Origin of the sequence: Mesorhizobium sp. B3-1-6, assembly GCF_006439555.1 — a bacterium.
GTDB lineage: Bacteria > Pseudomonadota > Alphaproteobacteria > Rhizobiales > Rhizobiaceae > Mesorhizobium.
The window spans coordinates 16,363-34,641 of the sequence record NZ_VFTM01000028.1; the positions used below are offsets into that span (position 1 = coordinate 16,363).

Consider the following 18,279-nt stretch of genomic DNA (forward strand, 5'->3'; position numbering starts at 1 on the left):
CCGGTACGTTAGCTGCCTCGAAAATGGGCGTGCCGCTACGTTAATTTTGACGTAAACGGAAAGTTTGCGCCCCATTGTTGCCATAATGTAACAATGCGGCCCGCGATCCCTAAAATCGGCTGTTTTTGCCCTATTTTGGGTAGTTTCTTCGGATTTTTTCGATCGTTCGACCCCGGCTGGCGCGATTCAGGCGCCGATTGCGGTGCCAGCCACCATGGCGAAAATACGTGCTGTCAAGATGTACATGTACAGCTCTTGAAATCGTTGTTGCGTCGTTAACCCGAATTGGTTCTAGCTTTGAGCCACTTGTATTTCGGGGAGGGATTTCCATGAACATCTTGCGGCTCAAAGCTCTGGCGGGGGCAGGCTGCTTTTCGATCGCGTTGATCGGCGCGGCGATGCATCCCGCGCATGCCGGCGGCCTAGAGCGCGGCGGCTACGACATCGACCTGCTTTTCGATCCTTCGCAGGTCGCGACGGAAGCTGAAGCGACCTATGTGATGCCGGATCGCAAGTACAAGAATGCGACTGGTCCGGGGGGCTTCAACTTTCTCAGTTCCACGGCAGATGGGGCCGAGCCCTATTGGGTACCGCGCATTGGGGTCAAAGCCCAAGTTGTTCAAGGCGTCGACTGTATGGTCGACTATTCACAGCCTTGGGGCGCCCACACCGCCCCTGGCGCGTCGTGGAATGGCGCTTTTTCGAACGTCGAAACGGATATTAAGAGCAATAACTACGCCGGTACATGCTCCTACAAGTTTGATGCCGGCAAGGGCCAGCTACGTTTTATCGGCGGCGTGTTTTATCAGGACATTTCAGGCTTCAAGGAAAGCTTGGTGGGCTTCAATCCATTTGGGCCGTCACCGATTGGTCGCGTCGACCTAGAGGCCAGCGGCTGGGGCTGGCGAGCCGGTATTGCCTACGAAATCCCTGAGATCGCGCTTCGGGCCAGCTTGGTCTACAATTCGCAGGTCAAGCTTGACAACATCTCTGGAACGCTGACTTTGCCGGACGGCTTGGGAGGGACCACAGCCACGCCAATCTATGGCTCGACGCAGTACATGCCTGACTCGGTCGAGTTGAAATTGCAGTCGGGTATCGCTCCCGGCTGGCTGGCCTTTGGTTCGATCAAGTGGGTTAACTGGAGCACTCTGCAAAGTGTTCCGATCTGTTCCGAACAGACCAAAGGTTTGGCTGCGTGTACAACCGTTTCTCCCCTTCCGGTTCGGCTTACCTCTCTCGACCTGATGTATCGCGACGGCTGGACCGTTTCCGGCGGCATAGGTCACAAGTTCAATGATGAATGGAGCGCCGCTGGTCAGCTTACCTGGGATCGCGGCACGTCGCACGGCTATGGCGTCCAAACCGATACCTGGACGCTCGGCGGCGGTGTTGCCTACACGCCTCGGCCAAACATCGAGCTACGCTTGGCTGGTGCTATCGGCGTCATGACCAGCGGCCATTCTGGCACGCTTACCGACGAGAATGGCTATACCGCGGGCGAAGACGCTACCTATGACGTCGGCAATGATCTGATCACGGCGATTTCAGGCGGAATCAAGATCAAGTTCTAAGTTTCTGAAAATTCATCAAAAAGGCCGGGCAGTGCTCGGCCTTTTTTGTTGGGTCAATGACGCTTCGGCTTCGCCCCTTCAACCCGCTGTTGCAGATTCGTCGCGAACCGGCGCCCGATGCGATTGTGACGTTTCGGCAACACTTTCTGAACAACCCCTGCTGTAGAAGTCTGACAGAGGGACCTGCCCATTTCCCGCCATAAACCCGGAGCACCCGAGATATGTCCCGGGATGCGTGCCAGGTTGGCGCGGCGAGGGGACCGGCCGCGGGGTGTGCGGCAAGGACGATGATGGACGCCAAGGCAATCTCCAAGGCCAAGCTGCCCAGCCGCCACGTGACCGTTGGTCCGGCGCGCGCGCCGCATCGTTCGTACCTCTATGCTATGGGCCTGTCGGCGGCCGAGATCGCGCAGCCTTTGGTCGGCGTCGCCAGCTGCTGGAACGAAGCGGCGCCCTGCAACATCTCGCTGATGCGCCAGGCGCAAGTGGTCAAGAAGGGCGTTGCGGCCGCCAACGGCACGCCGCGCGAGTTCTGCACCATCACCGTCACCGACGGCATCGCCATGGGCCACCAGGGCATGAAGTCGTCGCTGGTGTCGCGTGAGGTGATCGCCGATTCGGTCGAGCTCACCATGCGCGGCCATTGCTACGATGCCCTTGTCGGACTCGCCGGCTGTGACAAGTCGCTGCCCGGCATGATGATGGCGATGGTGCGTCTCAACGTGCCCTCGATCTTCATCTATGGCGGCTCGATCCTGCCCGGCAGCTATCGCGGCCGGCAGATCACCGTGCAGGACGTGTTCGAGGCGGTCGGCCAGCATTCGGTCGGCACGATCAGCGATGCCGAATTGCTCGAGATCGAGCAGGCGGCCTGTCCTTCCGCCGGTTCCTGCGGCGCCCAGTTCACCGCCAACACGATGGCGACCGTTGCTGAAGCAATTGGCCTCGCGCTGCCCTATTCCTGCGGCGCGCCGGCGCCCTACGAAATGCGCGACCGCTTCAATTTCGCTTCGGGCGAAAAGGTGATGGAGCTGATCGCCAAGAACATCCGGCCGCGCGACATCGTCACGCGCAAGGCGCTGGAGAACGCGGCGACCGTGGTGTCGGCCACCGGCGGCTCGACCAATGCGGCGCTGCATCTGCCGGCGATCGCGCATGAGGCCGGCATCAAGTTCGACCTGTTCGACGTAGCGGCGATCTTCGAGAAGACGCCCTACATCGCCGACCTCAAGCCGGGCGGCAAATATGTCGCCAAGGACATGTTCGAGGCCGGCGGCATTCCGCTCCTAATGAAGACGCTGCTCGACCATGGCTATCTGCATGGCGACTGCATGACGGTCACTGGCCGCACTTTGGCCGAAAATATGGAGCACGTTGCCTGGAATGAGAGCCAGGATGTTGTGCGTCCCGCCAATCGGCCAATCACCAAGACAGGCGGCGTTGTGGGCTTGAAGGGCAACCTTGCCCCCGAAGGTGCGATCGTGAAGGTCGCGGGCATGTCGGAACTGAAATTCTCCGGTCCGGCGCGTTGCTTCGATTCGGAAGAGGAGTGCTTCGAAGCGGTCACGCAGCGCAACTACCGCGAAGGCGAGGTTCTCGTTATCCGCTACGAGGGGCCGCGCGGCGGTCCGGGCATGCGCGAGATGCTGTCGACGACGGCCGCACTCTACGGCCAGGGCATGGGCGGCAAGGTGGCGCTGATCACCGACGGGCGCTTCTCCGGCGCCACGCGCGGCTTCTGCATCGGCCATGTCGGGCCGGAGGCGGCGGTCGGCGGGCCGATCGGGCTGATTAAGGACGGCGAAGTGATCTCGATCGACGCCGTGAAAGGCACGATCGAAGTGGCCCTGTCGGACGCCGAGCTGGCGGCCCGGGCAAAGAGTTGGAAGGCGCGAAAGACCGACTATCAGTCCGGCGCGATCTGGAAATATGCGCAGGCCGTAGGGCCGGCCCGCGACGGCGCGGTGACCCATCCGGGCGCCGCAGAAGAAACGCACTGCTATGCGGACATCTGAGGTGTTGAGGTCGTCTGTCTTTTCGGCACTGGTCGTGATCGCCGGTCTTGGCGCGACCTTGGGCGCCGTCGGGCAGGCCATGGCCTTCGACGACAAGGTGTTCGACGACAAGACCGGCGTGAAGCCGCAGTCGAGCCCCTGGGCGGTATTCCAGTTCGGCTTCTCCGCCTACAAGAGCGGCCATAAGGAACAGGCGGTCGAAGCCTATAAATACGCTGCCGAGAACGGCCAGATCGGCGCCACCTGGAAGCTTGCGCGCATGTATGCCGAAGGCGACGGCGTGACGCGCGACGACTACGCCGCCTTCAAGTTCTTCTCGGAAATCGTCGATCAGGATGTCGAGCCCGGCTCGCCGGAAGAGAGCTATGTGTCGGACGCGCTGGTGGCGCTGGGCGACTATCTGCGCAAGGGCATTCCCGGCACGCCGGTCGAGGAGAACGACGTCGCGGCGCAGGAATATTACATGCGCGCCGCCGCCAACTACCGCAATCCGAACGCACAGTTCGAGATCGGCCAGATGTTCCTCAAGGGCGAGGGCGGCGTGAAGGCCAGCGTCAAGCAAGCCGGCCGCTGGCTGCAACTCGCGGCCGAGAAGGGCCATGCCGGCGCGCAGGCGACGCTCGGCAACCTCCTGTTCCAGAGCGGCAAGGTGGTGCGCGGCCTGGCGATGATGACGGCCGCACTCGAGCGGGCTCCGGCGGCCGACCAGCCCTGGATCCGCAACATGCAGGAAGAGGCGTTCGCCGCGGCCGGCGAGGCCGATCGCCGGACCGCGATCTCGCTCGCCGACGATATCCTGACCAAGGGCAACAACGGCGACCAGTAAGCGCAGGTTGGCGATAGCGTGCATGGCAGCTTGGCGCATGCAATGGCTAATGCAGCGCTGGTCGACCCCCACTCCGTCTCGGCTTCGCCGAGCCACCTCTCCCCCGATCGACGGGGTAGAGGAAAGGCGCCAAGCTTTTTTGCCGTCAACGCCCGTCCGGCAACGCTCCCTTCCTTTCCCTCCGGAGGGGGGAAAGGTGGCGCTGCGAAGCGGCGACGGATTGGGGGAACCACCTGGCAATCAAGCCTCGGCCTGATCAGTCGCGCCAGTCACAGAAGATGTGTGCATAGCGTAACCTGGATGGTGGGGAGATCAACGAAGCCTCAGTTCTCGGTCGGCTCCGTCGGCGTCTGGCCGGGCGTCGGGGTGGAAAGCGACGTCGGGTGCGGCTTTGGCGCTTCGCCCGGACATTCGTCCTTAATCCTGGTCCAGGACGTGTTGTTGAGAACCATGTCGCAACGGGCGAGGTAGCTCTCGCCGGCCAGCATCAGGCACGCCGTCTCGCCGACGTTGAAGGACTTGCCGTTGGCAAGACAGGTTGGCGCCGCCAGCAACGGCGTCGGCGCGGCAAGCGCCAAGGCAAGGCCGGCTGGCCAGAAAAGAAATCGGATTGCCATTCAACCCCCACAGCAAGCCGCATCAAAGACGGGATTTGTGGCGATACTGGGTCCGGGAGCCTGGCAACGTCTCAGGCGGGCTGAAGGCTGAGGTCGATAGCGACCGGCACGTGGTCGGACGGCTTTTCCCAGGCGCGGACGTGCTTTTCCACCGAGGCCGACGAGAAGCGGTTGGCGGCTTCGGGCGAGAGCAGCAGGTGGTCGATGCGGATGCCGTTGTTCTTCTGCCAGGCGCCGGCCTGATAATCCCAGAAGGTGTAGACGCCGGCCGAGTCGGTCACGGCGCGCACAGCTTCGGTGAAGCCGAGATTCTTCAGCCGGCGGAAGGCCTGCCTCGTCTGCGGCTGGAAGAGCGCGTCACCCAGCCAGTTTTCGGGAAACCGGGCATCGGCGGGCTCGGGAATGACGTTGTAGTCGCCAGCCAGCACCAGCGCTTCCTCGAGGCGCAGCCGCTCCTGCGCCCAACGCTCCAGCCGCGCCATCCAGGCGAGCTTGTAAGAAAACTTCCGTTCATCGTCGACCGGATTGCCGTTCGGCAGATAAAGCGAAGCGACGCGCAAGGCGCCCTGGTCGGTGGAAAAAACGCCTTCGATGAAGCGGGCATGATCATCCGCATCGTCGCCCGGCAGGCCGCGGTTGACCTCGTCGAAGGGAAGCTTCGACAGAAGAGCGACGCCGTTAAAACTCTTCTGGCCGTTGGTCTCGACATTGTAGCCCAGCGCCTCGATCTCGGCGCGCGGGAACTGGTCGTCGACCGTCTTGATCTCCTGCAGGCACACGATGTCCGGCGCGCTTTCGGTCAGCCAGTGGGTGAGGTTGCCGATGCGGGCGCGAACGCCGTTGATGTTCCAGGTGACGATCTTCATGAGGACCTCAAAGCTCTTCGGACGGCAGGCGTTCGACCAGGCCGATCGTATTGCCTGCGGGATCCTTTAGAAAGGCCATCCATTCGCTTTCTCCCGCCGGGCCGAACTGCCCCTCGGTGTCGCGGTGGACGAGCGTCGGCGGAGCGGTGAAGGGAATGCCCGCGGCTTTCGCTTCCGCGTAGAAGGCTTCGAGGCCGGTGATGTCGAAATAGACGGTTCCGGCCGGCACGCCGTCGGTGAAGAGCAGGCGTACATCACCGGCCATAATGAAGGCAATACCGGGCGGGTCGTAGCGGGCGTGCAGGTTCAGACTGAGCACGTCGCGCCAGAAAGCAAGCGTCGCATCGAGGTCGCGGCCAGCCGAGAGCGCGACCTGACGGACCGCGCCGATGGCAGGCATTGGGCTATATGGAGAAGCTGGTGCCGCAGCCGCAGGACGCGACCGCGTTGGGGTTCCTGATCTGGAAGGACTGGCCCATCAGATCGTCGACGAAGTCGATCACCGAGCCGCCCATATAGACCAGCGAGAGGTCGTCGATCAGGACGGTCGCGCCGTCCTTCTCGATGGCGACATCGTCATCGTTGCGGCTGCCGACGAGATCGAATTTGTAGGAAAAGCCGGAGCAACCGCCGCCTTCGACGGAGACGCGCAACGCCGTCTTGCCCGGTTCGCCGGCAACGATCCTGGCGATCCGCTTGGCCGCGGCATCGGTCATTTCGACCTTCATGGCAGTCTTGGCATCCGCGCCCATCGGCGTCACCTTGCTTTCGGTTTCACATGATAGGTATGAAGCGGGCGTGGCCAAGTCAACTGGTGGATCAATGGACGAGCGGCAGGGCAAGGATGCTCTCGGCGACATCGGGTTCGGCTATCGGCCGCGCGCGGTCTATGCGAGCGATCCGGCGCGCTCGCGCGGACGCCTGTTCGAGGAGGCCGAGAGTCCGACCCGCACGCCGTTCCAGCGCGACCGCGACCGCATCATCCATTCCACCGCATTCCGCCGGCTGAAGCACAAGACGCAGGTGTTCGTGGCGCATGAGGGCGATCACTTCCGCACGCGGCTGACGCATTCAATCGAGGTGGCGCAGATCGCACGAGCACTGGCGCGGGCGCTGCGCGGCGACGAGGATCTCGCCGAAGCAGTCGCCCTTGTCCATGATTTCGGCCACACGCCCTTCGGCCATACGGGAGAGGACGCGCTCAACGAGAAGATGGCCGCCTGGGGCGGCTTCGACCACAACGCCCAGTCGCTGCGCGTGGTCACGCGGCTCGAGCGGCGCTATGCCGAGTTCGACGGTCTGAACCTCACGTGGGAAATGCTGGAAGGGCTGGTCAAGCATAACGGCCCGTTGACCGATGCGAGCGGGAAGGGGCTCAAAGGTCCGGTGCCGCAGGCGATCCGCGACTATTCCGAACTGCACGACCTCGAGCTCGACCGCTTCGCCGGCATCGAGGCGCAGTGCGCCGCGATCGCCGACGACATCGCCTACAACACCCATGACATCGACGATGGCCTGCGCGCCGGACTGCTGACGCTGGACATGCTGCAAGGCGTCGGCCTGCCGGGCTCGATCCTGGACGGTGTGCGCGCCAAATATCCTCAGCTCGACGATGTCCGCACCGGCCACGAACTGTTGCGCCGGCAGATCACGCTGATGGTCGAGGATGTCATTGCATCGACCGCTGCCAATGTCGAGCGTCTCAAACCGGACAGCGCCGATGCGGTGCGCGCGGCGGGCGAGACCCTGGTGACCTTTTCGCCAGGGATGGCCGCGGCCGAAAAGGAATTGAAGGCTTTCCTCTACAAGCATCTCTACCGGCACCCGGAAGTGATGCGGGTGCGAGCCGAGGCCGAGCGCATCGTGCGCGAGCTGTTCGACGTCTATTTCGCCGATCCGCGCGCCATGCCCGACGGCTGGCGCGAAGGGCTCGACAGGGCCGAGGATCGCATCAAGGCGCGCAGCGTCGCCGACTTCCTGGCCGGCATGACCGACACCTATGCGCTCAAGGAACATCGGCGTCTGTTTGACCATACGCCCGATTTGAGCTAGGGCGAGCCTCGATTTTGCCGGCCACGCTGCCGGTCGTCTCTTAAAGCCCAGAGCATATCCAATGAATATCTTCGCCGATTTCAACGCGCGGATCGTAAAGGCCGTCGAAGCCCTTGATCTCAAGGACAAGGAGGGGGCTGCGCTCGACCTCTCGCGTGTCGCGGTCGAGCCGCCGCGCGATGCAAGCCATGGCGATCTCGCTACCAATGCGGCGATGGTGCTGGCCAAGCCCACTGGACAGAACCCGCGCGCGCTTGCCGAAAGGCTGGCCGAAGCGCTCCGCGCCGATGCAGACGTCGCCTCGGCCGAGATCGCCGGGCCGGGCTTCGTCAATCTCAGGCTCAAGGACGCGTTCTGGCACGCGCATCTGACGACGTTGCTCGGCGAGGGGCGCAACTATGGCCGCTCGACCATCGGCGGCGGCCGCAAGGCCAATGTCGAATATGTTTCGGCTAACCCGACTGGCCCTATGCATGTCGGCCATTGCCGGGGCGCCGTGGTCGGCGACACCTTGGCCAATCTGATGGCCTTCGCCGGCTACGACGTGACCAAGGAATATGTCATCAACGACGCCGGCTCGCAGATCGACGTGCTCGGCCGCTCGGCGTTCCTGCGCTATCGCGAGGCGCTCGGCGACGATATCGGCGAGATCCCGTCCGGTCTCTATCCGGGCGACTATCTGGTCCCCGTCGGCCAGGCGCTGGCCAAGGAATTCGGCCGCGGCCTGCTGCAGATGCCGGAAGAGGAAGCGCTGGCGATCGTCAAGGACCGCACCGTCGACGCGATGATGGCGATGATCCGTGAGGATCTGGCGCTGCTCAACGTGCATCACGACGTGTTCTTCTCCGAGCGCACGCTGCATGCCGACAACGCCAAGAGAATCCGGGCGGCGATCGCCGACCTGACGCTGAAAGGGCACATCTACAAGGGCAAGCTGCCGCCGCCCAAGGGCGAGAAGCCGGACGACTGGGAAGACCGCGAGCAGACGCTATTCCGCTCGACGGCGGTCGGCGACGACATGGACCGGGCGCTGGTCAAGTCCGATGGCTCGTTCACCTATTTCGCCGCCGACGTCGCCTATCTGAAGGACAAGGTCGAGCGCGGCTTCGTCGACCTGATCTATGTGCTCGGCGCCGACCATGGCGGCTATGTGAAGCGGCTGGAGGCGCTGGCGCGGGCGGTTGCAGGCGACACGGTCAAGCTCACCGTGCTGCTTTGCCAGCTCGTGAAACTGTTCCGCGACGGCGAGCCTGTCCGGATGTCGAAGCGGTCCGGCGATTTCGTCACCCTGCGCGATGTGGTGGAAGAGGTCGGCCGCGACCCGATCCGCTTCATGATGCTTTACCGCAAGAACGATGCGCCGCTCGATTTCGACTTCGCCAAGGTCACGGAGCAGTCGAAGGACAATCCGGTGTTCTATGTGCAGTACGCGTCGGCGCGCTGCCATTCCGTTTTCAGGCAGGCGAGCGAGCAGCTCGGCGAGGCGAATTTCGACCGCAACCGGCTGGCGGCTTCCGTGGCTGCGCTGACCGACGAGGGCGAAATCGCGCTGATCCGGAAGCTGGCTGAATATCCAAGGTTGATCGAATCCGCGGCGCTTTCGCTGGAGCCTCACCGGCTCGCATTCTACCTCTACGATCTGGCTTCCGGCTTCCATGCACAGTGGAATCGCGGCCACGACAACCAGGACTTACGTTTTGTTAAGGTTAACGACCGAGAATCAACCTATGCCAGACTAGGGCTGGTGCAGGCTGTTTCGGATGTTTTGACCTCCGGCCTGACGCTGATCGGGGCAGACGCGCCCACTGAAATGCGTTAGGTTTAACTAAAAAACCTGTCACCTTTTGCCCACATTGCGCTGGTAAGGGCCAACCCTGCGCGACGTCCATGGCGTCCGACTGTGTGCGAGTTCGGGAACAATAATGGCAGACAGAACCCCGCTGAAAGTAGCCGACCACAACGACATCGCCGACGATGATCCGTTCGCGGAACTGACCCGGATCATGGGTTTCGACCCGCGCCAGCCGGTGCGGCAGCCGGCTCCTGCGGTCGAGAAGGCCGCGCCGGCCAATCAGGCTCCAGCGGCGGACGATTTCGACATCGACCTCGAAAAGGAGTTGATGGGAGAGTTCGATTCCGTCGAGGAAAGCGAGCCGGTCGCTCAGCAGGCTGCCCTGCATCAGATCGGCTATGAGCCGGCTTTCGAGGCCGCCAGCTCCGCCGCGAATGACGACGAGCTGACTGCGTCCTTCGAGCAGGATTTCGTGTTCGACGACGCGGCGGATCATGCCGATTTCGCCGTGGCCCATGTGCCGGAGGCGGATTTCGCGCCGGAGCCGGAAGGCGCGCCGGAGGCGCATTTTGCAGCTGAGCCGCATTTCGCGCCGGAGCCACAAGAAGCTCCCGAGCCGGAAGTCGCTTTTGACGATGATTTCGACAAGGCCGTCGCCAGTTCGCTGGATGCCTCGCCGCTCGAAGACGAACTTCCTATCGATCAGGAAATGGCGGCTTCGCTGGACCAGGATTTCCAGCTCGACCATCACGAACCCGCCAATCTCGACTATCACGAGCCGGCTGACGCCCGTCAGGCCGCCGTCGAAGCCGTGCAAGCCGCAAGTGAAGAGGCGTTCAACGCCGATTTCGACAATGCCGTTCAGATGTCGCTCGAAGACGAGCTGTCGTTTGAGAGCCACGAGCCGGAGCAGCAGGCGCAAGCCGTCGAGCCGGTCGAAGTCTCCGCGGCCGATCCGCTGATTTCCGAGGACGATTTTGCCGGTCACTTCGACCAGACGATGACCGATGTCGATGTCAATCTCGGCCAGGCTCAGGATTTTCAGGAGCCGGAGCCGGCGGTTGACGATGACCCGGCGCCGATGGTCGAGGCAGCGACCGAGATGGCCCATTTCGCCGCCGAGCCGGAGTTCGCCGCGCCTGAACCTGCCGCGGCGCTGACCCTCGATGACGATTTCGAACTGAGTTTCCGCGATGCGCTGAACGAGGAGCCGCAAGCTCCGGCCGTCGAGCCTGCTGCCGCGGTCGAGCCGGCTCCTGTCGTCGCCGCTCCGGTTCCGCCTGTCGCCGCCGCGCTGGTTTCGCCTGTCGCCGCCGTCGAACCGGCGAGGCCGGCGGCCAGCGAACGAAGCCTGGAAGACGAGCTCAATGCGCTGCTCGGCGCGATGACCGCGCGACCGATGCCCGCGGTCAAGGAGCCCGCTCCCGCGCCACGTCTGGTTGCGGAATCCGCGAGCTACGCTGGCGGGAAGGCGGCGGCTGATGATCTCGACTGGGATCTCGACGAGCACCAGTCGGCGCAGAACGGGCAGGGCGCTCAGCCGGCAGAAAGCGACATGGACGACCTGCTTGCCAGCGAACTCGATCGCCAGGATTTCTCAAGCTCGGCCAAAACCGAGGCCGATGTTGATTTCGATGACGATTTCGGCGCTGCTTTCGCCAAGAGCATCGAAGCTGAACAGGCAGCTGCCGCCACGGCAAGGTCTCCGGTAAACTCCTCCGATTGGCTGCATTCGACGCCTACGGAATCAGGCAAGTCGTGGAGCCGTTCGACCCCGACCTCGGCTCCGCCGGTGCAGGCTTCGTTTGCCGCGCAGCCGGCGCCCTCGGCTCCGGCGCAGATGGCCGCGCCTTCAGCGCCAGTGCAGGTGGCGGCGCCAGCCTACCGCAGCGAACCGGCGACGGATTATTCCGCCTATGCCATGCCGGCGCAGCCGCCGGTGCCTTCGTCGCCGCTTCGCCAGCACGAAGATGTGCCGGATGTCGAGACGGTCGATGTGCCGGAGCGCGTGGTCGCGCTCGCGGACGACCTCGACATTCCGGAGCTCAGCTTCGAGGAAGATCAGCCGGCGGCGCCCGCTTATGACGATCTCGATGCGGAATTCGCCAGCCTGCTCACCGACATGAATGCGACGGAGATCGCGTCGGCGCCCGCGCAGAACCGGGGCTATGATGACGAATCCTACAGCGCCGGCTTCAACGGTTATGACCGTCGCGACTTGCGCACCGAGGCTCCGGCGGCTCCGGTAGCCCCGGCGTCGTTTGCCGTCGCCAACGATTACGACGCCGGCGACCTGCCCGGCAGCCGGCCGGTTTCTCAGGCGGAGGATTTCGCCGCCGATGAGCTCGACTACGATCCCGAGCTCGAGGAAGCGATGGCGATCCCCGGGCTTGCCGAGCGCGAGGCGGCGCAGCCGCGCCGGCGCGGCGTGATGATCGCGGCGCTGGTCGGCGCCGTGGTGGTTCTCGGCGGCCTTGGCGCGCTGGCCTTCTCCTTCGGCGGCAAGGGCGGCAGCGAGGCTCCAATTATCGTCAAGGCCGACAATTCGCCGATCAAGGTGAAGCCCGAAAATCCGGGCGGCACGGTGGTGCCGAACCAGGACAACAAGGTTTATGACGCGGTGGCCAAGGGCGCTGGCGCGGCCAAGCCCGCCGAGCCGGTGCAGCAGAAGCTGGTGAACACCACCGAGCAGCCCGTGGACCTGGCATCGAAGGAACCGCCGCCGAGCCGGGTCGTCGATCTCGCGCCCAACGACAACGACGCCGCGGCCGGCACTGACGCCGCCGACGATTCAGCTACAGCCCTGCCTGGCGTCGCGCAAGCGACCGTGCCGCAAAGCGCGCAACCTGCCGCGCCGCAAAGCGCGCAACCTGCCGCGCCGGCAAGCGCGCAGCCGGCAGCGCCGGCGCCGAAGGCGGAAGACCGCATCGCCCAGGTGCTGCAGCAGGATGCCGACAACACCGTCAACAACGACGTCGTCGCCGTCGCGCCGCGCAAGGTGAAGACCATGATGGTGAAGCCTGACGGCTCGCTGGTGCCGCGTGAAGACCCGGCCCCGGCCGCGCCAAAGGTCGCGGCGGCCGAGCCGAGCGATCCGATGCCGCAGCATGTCGCGCCGGCCTCCGACGGCCAGCAGACGGGAACCGTGGCTTCCGACGCGGACCAGGCCGATGCGCCTGCCGCCAAGCCGGCGAAGCCCGCGAAGAAGGTTGAAGCCAAGGCTCAGTCGGCCAACACGCCGGCGGTGGTGCCGGTGGCGCCGGCGCGTCCGTCCGACCAGCCGGTCGATATCGTCGGTGAGGTCAAGCCGGACCAGGTCGCTTCGATCGATCCGGCGGTAGCTGCCGGCGGCGGCTCGTGGTCGATGCAGATCGCCTCACAGCCGACGGTCGAAAGTGCGCAGTCGACCTATCAGGATCTGCAACGCCGCTACGGCAGCGTGCTCTCCGGCCGCACCGCCAACATCGTCAAGGCCGAGGTCGCGGGCAAGGGCACCTTCTACCGCGTCCGCGTTCCGGCCCAGTCGCGCAACGATGCGATCAACCTTTGCACCAGCTACAAGGCGGCCGGCGGCAACTGCTTCGTATCGCGCTGACAGGTTTCAGCTTCCAAAGCCGGCGCCGCCGCAAGGCCGCGCCGGCTTTTCGTTGTGGACGGTTGTGGGCTTTGGCTGGTCGAAGGGCAGGGGTGATTCCCTTTGCCCGCCCAAAGCCTTAAGCTTTGGTGCATGAGCGAATCAAAATCCATGATCCTCGGCTGCGCCGGGAAATCCCTCGCCGAAGACGAAATTCGCTTCTATCGCGATGAACGTCCCTGGGGCTTCATCCTGTTTGCGCGCAACATCGGCGAAGCCGGGCAGATCCGCGACCTTGTCGCCTCGATGCGCGACAGCGTCGGCCGCCCGGACGCTCCGGTCTTCATCGACCAGGAAGGCGGCCGGGTGCAGCGGCTGCGTCCGCCGCTGGCGCCGAACTATCCGGCCGGCGGCGCGCTTGGCGCGTTGTGGCGCGACGATCGCGAGGCCGGCCGCCGCGCCGCCTGGCTGATGGCGCGACTGCATGCCTTCGATCTCTCGCGCCTAGGCATCACCGCCGACTGCCTGCCAGTGCTCGATGTGCCGGTCGAAGGCGCCAGCGACGTCATCGGCGCGCGCGCCTATGGCAAGGAGCCCAATGCCGCGATCGAGCTTGGCCGGGCTTCGGCCGAGGGGCTGATGTCCGGCGGCGTGCTGCCGGTGATGAAGCATATTCCCGGCCACGGCCGCGCCTTTGCCGACACGCATTTCGCGCTGCCGACCGTCGATACGCCGCTGGAGGAGCTCCGCCGGCATGATTTCGCCCCGTTCAAGGCGCTCAGGGAACTGCCGATGGCGATGACGGCGCATGTCGTCTACAGCGCCGTCGACCCCGACAATCCGGCGACCACATCCGCCAAGGTCGTCGATCAGGTGATCCGCGGCGAGATCGGCTTCGACGGGCTGCTGATGAGCGACGACACCTCGATGAAGGCACTTTCTGGGGATTTCCCGACAAAGGCGGCCTCGATCCTTGCGGCCGGCTGCGATCTCGTCCTTCACTGCAACGGCGTTTTCGAGGAGATGTCGGGGATCGCCTCGCGCACGACGGCGCTGTCGGGCAAGTCCTTGGCGAGAGCCGAGCGGGCGCTGACCTATATAAAGGATCGCGACGTCGCCGACGAAACGGCGATACGCGCAGAATTCGCCACCTATTTCGAAGCGGTGGCCTGAACCGAAGGGACGAAGGGCAAGTGGCGGAGACATTGGAAGGCAGGGCCGCGAAGGCCGCACCGATGGACCGTCTGTGGGCCGAGAACGACGATTCACGCCTGACCGGCGACCCGTCGCTGGTCGTCGATGTGGCCGGCTTCGAAGGTCCGCTCGATCTTCTCTTGCATCTAGCCCGCAACCAGAAGGTGGATCTGGCGCGCATTTCGATCCTGGCGCTCGCCGAGCAATATCTGGCCTTCGTCGAGAAGGTGCGGGCGCTGAGACTCGAGCTTGCCGCCGACTATCTGGTGATGGCGGCGTGGCTCGCCTTCCTGAAATCGAAGCTGCTGATCCCGAAGCAGCCGGGCGAAGAGGGCGAAAGCGGCGAGGAACTCGCGGCGGTGCTGCAATTCCGGCTGAAGCGGCTGGAAGCCATGCGCGACGCCGCGGCGCATCTGGTCAACCGCAACCGTCTCGGCCGCGACGTCTTTTCGCGCGGCATGCCGGAAATGGTGATCATCGAGAAGCGCAACAGCTTTTCGGCCTCGCTCTACGACCTGCTCACCGCCTATGCGCAGCAGCGCCAGAAGCAAGCGATCAACAATGTGACGATCGCCCGGCGCGCCGTTTGGTCGTTGAAGGATGCGCGTGAGGTGCTGGCGCGGCTGATCGGCTCGGTCGGCGACTGGACGACGCTCGACAGTTTTCTGATCGAATATCTGGCCGCGCCGGAAGAGAAGCGCACGGCGATGGCCAGTTCCTTCGCGGCGACGCTGGAAATGGTGCGCGAGGGCAAATTGGACATGCGGCAGGACCAGGTGTTCGCGCCGATCTATCTGCGCGGCCGCGCGCAAGGGGTAAGGGCAGTCGAGGTGGTATCATGAGCGAACGCGCCAACGCTTCGGTCATCCCGTTCAAGGTCGAGGACGAACCGGAAGACGAGATGGCGGAGCAGGGTTCCATCGAGAACCCGGCCGAGCGGCTGCAATTGTCGGAAGCCGTGCGCATGGCCGAGGCGATCATTTTCGCCAGCGCCGAGCCGGTCAGCGAAAAGCAGCTTGCCGCGCGCCTGCCGGAAGGCGTGAACATTGCCGCCGCAATGGCGGATCTGCAGGAAATCTATGCCAAGCGCGGCGTAAACCTGGTACGGGTCGGCGATGCCTGGGCTTTCCGCACCGCAGGCGACCTGGCTTTCCTGATGAGCCGGGACTCGGTCCAGCAGAGAAAGCTTTCGCGCGCGGCCCTCGAAGTGCTGGCGATCATCGCCTATCACCAGCCGGTGACGCGCGCCGAGATCGAAGACATTAGAGGCGTCGAGACGTCGAAAGGCACACTCGATACGCTGCTCGAAACGGAGTGGGTCAGGATGCGCGGCCGCCGCCGCACGCCCGGGCGGCCTGTGACCTATGGCACCACCGACGCTTTCCTGGATCATTTCGCGCTGGAAGAGATCCGCGATCTGCCCGGCATGGAGGAGCTGAAGGGCGCTGGCCTGCTCTCGACGCGCATGCCGGCCAATTTCTCGATGCCGGTGCCGCCGGCCGATCCCGATGCGCTCGCCGAAGACGAGGACGCGCTGACCGATATCGACCTCGAGGAACTCGGGCTGTTGACGCCGCGCGTCACTGACGAGTGACCATCAAATCGCCGCGAATGGTCTATTAGCAGAGGCTGCGCGGATTGGTAGCAAGCCGCTCACGCCGAAAGTGCGTGACATCCGCTAGCCATTTTATCAACTTCCTAGCGGTTGTGTTTGAATCCCCGAGCGAAAACGCATAGATCATCGCCAGGGAAAACATTCGAGAGAGAATAGCAATGGGTTCATTTTCGATTTGGCACTGGATGATCGTGCTGGTCATCGTGCTTCTGGTGTTCGGCCGCGGCAAGATCCCGGAACTGATGGGCGACATGGCCAAGGGCATCAAGAGCTTCAAGAAGGGCATGGCCGACGACGACGCCGACGACAAGCGTACCGTCGAACATCGCGCTGACGAGACTGTTTCGCCGGCCAAGGAAAAGGTCAGCAAGAGCTGATCCCGGTTGTTGGTTTGAGCATGCCGTTGTCCCAAAACCGCTTCGCATTTTTGGGCGGCAGGCACTCGTCGGAATAGATTGTCATGTTTGAAGTCGGTTGGAGCGAACTGCTGGTGATCGCGGTCGTCATGATCGTGGTCGTCGGGCCTAAGGATTTGCCCAACATGCTGCGCACCTTCGGCCGCACCGCGGCGAAATTGCGCGCCATGGCCGGCGACTTCCAGAAGCAGTTCAACGAGGCGCTGAAGGAAGCCGAACTCGATGACGTCAAGAGTTCGATCGATAGCCTTCGCGGTCTCAATCCGCTGAACGAGGTGCGCAAGCAGCTCAATCCGTTCGAGCAGGCAGCGGCCGACGTGCGGTCCGGCGTCGATACGATGATGAAGCCCAAGCCGGCCGCCGATCCGACAGCAGCGGCGGCAGAGACTCCGCAGGCCGCCGAGCCGCTCAAGAACGGCGCGACGGACATGCCCGGCACCAACGGAACCGAGGCTGCCTCAGCCACTCCGGTCTTCCCTGCCATGACCGACGCCTCCGTCACCGCACCGGTTTCCGAGACCGCCGCGCCGGCCCGGCCGGCGAAAAAGGCTGCGACCGTCAAGGCAAAGACGACTGGCGCCACGGCAAAGGCAGTTGCGGCAGCGAAGGCACCGGCCGCAAAGGCGCCGGCCAAACCCTCATCGGCCTCGGTTAAAGTCGCCGCGCCCGCCAGGAAGGCGGCGCCCAAGGCTGAGGCAAAGCCAGCCACGGCGAAGAAGGCAACCGACAGCAAGAAGATGGCGGGCGACACCAAGTGAGCGTTTCGGACAAGGAAAAGGAAGAAATCGAAAAATCGTCCGCGCCGCTGATCGAACACCTGATCGAGCTGCGCCGCCGGCTGATCTGGTCGCTGGGCGGCTTCTTTGTCGCCTTTCTCGTCTGCTTCTTCTTCGCCAAGCGCCTGTTCAACCTTTTGGTCATCCCTTTCAAATGGGCGACGCAATGGGCAGGCCTCGACCCGCACAAGGTCGAGCTGATCTACACCGCGCCACAGGAGTTCTTCTTCACCCAGGTGAAGCTCGCCATGTTCGGCGGCATGGTGATCGCTTTCCCGCTGATTGCCACGCAGATCTACAAGTTCATCGCGCCGGGCCTCTACAAGAACGAGCGCAGCGCCTTCCTGCCGTTCCTGATCGCCTCGCCCATCCTATTCCTGATGGGCGCCTCGCTGGTCTATTTCTTCTTCACCCCGATGGTGATGTGGTTCTTCCTGGCCATGCAGCAGACCGGCACCAACGACCAGGTGCAGATCTCGCTGCTGCCGAAGGTGTCGGAATATCTCAGCCTGATCATGACTCTGATCTTCTCCTTCGGCCTGGTGTTCCAGTTGCCGGTGGTGACCAGCCTTTTGACGCGCGTCGGCATATTGTCGTCGCAGGCGCTGGCCGAGAAGCGCAAATGGGCGATCGTCCTTTCCTTCGTCGTTGCGGCGGTGCTGACGCCGCCCGATCCGATGAGCCAGTGCGGCCTCGCCATTCCGACCATCATCCTCTACGAGGTCGCCATCTGGTCCTCGCGCATGATCGAGCGCGCCCAGGCGCGCGACCGCCTGGCGCGCGAGCAGGCGGAGGCGGGGAGTTCGGTTTCGAGCGACACGCCGGACACCTCGGCCTCCTGACCTAAACGGCGCCGCCTGGGCAGGAAATCGCAGCGGTCCATTTACCCGCCGTCTTGCATCGACGACGGATGCGGTTTACGCCCTCGATCCTTAAAGCGCGCGACGCGGTTTAAGTCTCTA

At 63.9% G+C, this 18,279-nt stretch carries 16 protein-coding genes; 12 read left to right on the forward strand and 4 right to left on the reverse strand.

Annotation, left to right across the window (positions count from 1 at the left end; translation table 11 throughout):
• Window positions 1–329: 329 nt before the first annotated feature.
• The 3 genes from FJ414_RS23040 (at window position 330) to FJ414_RS23050 (ending at window position 4,415) form a co-directional block, all read left to right on the forward strand.
• Entirely contained in the window at window positions 330–1,574 is a 1,245-nt protein-coding gene (locus FJ414_RS23040) for an OmpP1/FadL family transporter (RefSeq protein WP_140646695.1), read from the forward strand.
• A 290-nt stretch (window positions 1,575–1,864) separates the two neighbouring features.
• Entirely contained in the window at window positions 1,865–3,589 is a 1,725-nt protein-coding gene (ilvD, locus tag FJ414_RS23045) for a dihydroxy-acid dehydratase (protein WP_140646761.1), read from the forward strand.
• Window positions 3,576–4,415 (forward strand): tetratricopeptide repeat protein, encoded by an 840-nt coding sequence (locus FJ414_RS23050; protein WP_140646696.1) that lies wholly within the window; start codon window positions 3,576–3,578, stop codon window positions 4,413–4,415. Before ilvD ends, FJ414_RS23050 begins: the two co-directional genes overlap by 14 nt.
• A 323-nt stretch (window positions 4,416–4,738) precedes the next feature.
• On the opposite strand, the gene FJ414_RS23055 is transcribed toward FJ414_RS23050, so the two are convergent.
• The 4 genes from FJ414_RS23055 to erpA form a co-directional block, all read right to left on the reverse strand.
• Window positions 4,739–5,032 carry a hypothetical protein gene (locus tag FJ414_RS23055; protein ID WP_140646697.1) on the reverse strand — a complete coding sequence of 98 codons (294 nt, stop codon included), beginning with the start codon at window positions 5,030–5,032 and terminating at the stop codon, window positions 4,739–4,741.
• 71 nt (window positions 5,033–5,103) lie between these two features.
• A complete protein-coding gene (xth, locus tag FJ414_RS23060) occupies window positions 5,104–5,898 on the reverse strand; it encodes an exodeoxyribonuclease III (RefSeq protein ID WP_095765010.1) in 795 nt (264 codons plus the stop codon).
• Window positions 5,899–5,905: 7 nt separating this feature from the next.
• Window positions 5,906–6,298: a VOC family protein gene (locus FJ414_RS23065; RefSeq protein ID WP_140646698.1), complete on the reverse strand. Its 393-nt coding sequence runs from the start codon at window positions 6,296–6,298 to the stop codon at window positions 5,906–5,908.
• A 4-nt stretch (window positions 6,299–6,302) separates the two neighbouring features.
• Complete coding sequence (gene erpA / locus FJ414_RS23070; protein WP_140646699.1) at window positions 6,303–6,650, reverse strand: iron-sulfur cluster insertion protein ErpA; 348 nt, start codon at window positions 6,648–6,650, stop codon at window positions 6,303–6,305.
• 70 nt (window positions 6,651–6,720) lie between these two features.
• On the opposite strand from erpA, the gene FJ414_RS23075 reads away from it, so the two are divergent.
• The 9 genes from FJ414_RS23075 to tatC all read left to right on the forward strand — a co-directional run bounded on the left by FJ414_RS23075 (window position 6,721) and on the right by tatC (window position 18,159).
• Entirely contained in the window at window positions 6,721–7,950 is a 1,230-nt protein-coding gene (locus FJ414_RS23075; RefSeq protein ID WP_140646700.1) for a deoxyguanosinetriphosphate triphosphohydrolase, read from the forward strand.
• A 61-nt stretch (window positions 7,951–8,011) separates the two neighbouring features.
• Window positions 8,012–9,769: an arginine--tRNA ligase gene (argS, locus tag FJ414_RS23080; protein WP_140646701.1), complete on the forward strand. Its 1,758-nt coding sequence runs from the start codon at window positions 8,012–8,014 to the stop codon at window positions 9,767–9,769.
• 103 nt (window positions 9,770–9,872) lie between these two features.
• A complete protein-coding gene (locus FJ414_RS23085; RefSeq protein ID WP_140646702.1) occupies window positions 9,873–13,337 on the forward strand; it encodes an SPOR domain-containing protein in 3,465 nt (1,154 codons plus the stop codon).
• A 132-nt stretch (window positions 13,338–13,469) separates the two neighbouring features.
• Window positions 13,470–14,489, forward strand: coding sequence for a beta-N-acetylhexosaminidase (gene nagZ / locus FJ414_RS23090; RefSeq protein ID WP_140646703.1), 1,020 nt, complete (start codon window positions 13,470–13,472; stop codon window positions 14,487–14,489).
• 62 nt (window positions 14,490–14,551) lie between these two features.
• On the forward strand, window positions 14,552–15,352 hold the full coding sequence (locus FJ414_RS23095) for a ScpA family protein (protein ID WP_140646762.1): 801 nt from the start codon (window positions 14,552–14,554) through the stop codon (window positions 15,350–15,352).
• Window positions 15,349–16,104, forward strand: a complete 756-nt coding sequence (scpB, locus tag FJ414_RS23100) for an SMC-Scp complex subunit ScpB (protein WP_095765016.1) — start codon at window positions 15,349–15,351, stop codon at window positions 16,102–16,104. Before FJ414_RS23095 ends, scpB begins: the two co-directional genes overlap by 4 nt.
• A 179-nt stretch (window positions 16,105–16,283) precedes the next feature.
• Window positions 16,284–16,502: a twin-arginine translocase TatA/TatE family subunit gene (locus FJ414_RS23105; protein WP_027167260.1), complete on the forward strand. Its 219-nt coding sequence runs from the start codon at window positions 16,284–16,286 to the stop codon at window positions 16,500–16,502.
• Window positions 16,503–16,585: 83 nt separating this feature from the next.
• On the forward strand, window positions 16,586–17,299 hold the full coding sequence (gene tatB, locus FJ414_RS23110) for a Sec-independent protein translocase protein TatB (protein ID WP_140646704.1): 714 nt from the start codon (window positions 16,586–16,588) through the stop codon (window positions 17,297–17,299).
• The gene (gene tatC / locus FJ414_RS23115) at window positions 17,296–18,159 is read left to right on the forward strand and encodes a twin-arginine translocase subunit TatC (protein WP_140646705.1); all 864 of its coding nucleotides are present in this window, start codon (window positions 17,296–17,298) and stop codon (window positions 18,157–18,159) included. Before tatB ends, tatC begins: the two co-directional genes overlap by 4 nt.
• Window positions 18,160–18,279 lie beyond the last annotated feature (120 nt).

What these genes read in the sequence shown, in the direction of transcription:
- scpB (WP_095765016.1), top strand. Translation starts at nt 15,349, where the DNA reads ATGAGCGAACGCGCCAACGCTTCGGTCATCCCGTTCAAGGTCGAGGAC.
- tatB (WP_140646704.1), top strand. Translation starts at nt 16,586, where the DNA reads ATGTTTGAAGTCGGTTGGAGCGAACTGCTGGTGATCGCGGTCGTCATG.
- FJ414_RS23095 (WP_140646762.1), top strand. Translation starts at nt 14,552, where the DNA reads ATGGACCGTCTGTGGGCCGAGAACGACGATTCACGCCTGACCGGCGAC.
- erpA (WP_140646699.1), bottom strand. Translation starts at nt 6,650, where the DNA reads ATGGGCGCGGATGCCAAGACTGCCATGAAGGTCGAAATGACCGATGCC.
- FJ414_RS23065 (WP_140646698.1), bottom strand. Translation starts at nt 6,298, where the DNA reads ATGCCTGCCATCGGCGCGGTCCGTCAGGTCGCGCTCTCGGCTGGCCGC.
- FJ414_RS23055 (WP_140646697.1), bottom strand. Translation starts at nt 5,032, where the DNA reads ATGGCAATCCGATTTCTTTTCTGGCCAGCCGGCCTTGCCTTGGCGCTT.
- FJ414_RS23075 (WP_140646700.1), top strand. Translation starts at nt 6,721, where the DNA reads ATGGACGAGCGGCAGGGCAAGGATGCTCTCGGCGACATCGGGTTCGGC.
- ilvD (WP_140646761.1), top strand. Translation starts at nt 1,865, where the DNA reads ATGGACGCCAAGGCAATCTCCAAGGCCAAGCTGCCCAGCCGCCACGTG.
- FJ414_RS23105 (WP_027167260.1), top strand. Translation starts at nt 16,284, where the DNA reads ATGGGTTCATTTTCGATTTGGCACTGGATGATCGTGCTGGTCATCGTG.
- FJ414_RS23085 (WP_140646702.1), top strand. Translation starts at nt 9,873, where the DNA reads ATGGCAGACAGAACCCCGCTGAAAGTAGCCGACCACAACGACATCGCC.
- xth (WP_095765010.1), bottom strand. Translation starts at nt 5,898, where the DNA reads ATGAAGATCGTCACCTGGAACATCAACGGCGTTCGCGCCCGCATCGGC.
- FJ414_RS23050 (WP_140646696.1), top strand. Translation starts at nt 3,576, where the DNA reads ATGCGGACATCTGAGGTGTTGAGGTCGTCTGTCTTTTCGGCACTGGTC.
- argS (WP_140646701.1), top strand. Translation starts at nt 8,012, where the DNA reads ATGAATATCTTCGCCGATTTCAACGCGCGGATCGTAAAGGCCGTCGAA.
- nagZ (WP_140646703.1), top strand. Translation starts at nt 13,470, where the DNA reads ATGAGCGAATCAAAATCCATGATCCTCGGCTGCGCCGGGAAATCCCTC.
- FJ414_RS23040 (WP_140646695.1), top strand. Translation starts at nt 330, where the DNA reads ATGAACATCTTGCGGCTCAAAGCTCTGGCGGGGGCAGGCTGCTTTTCG.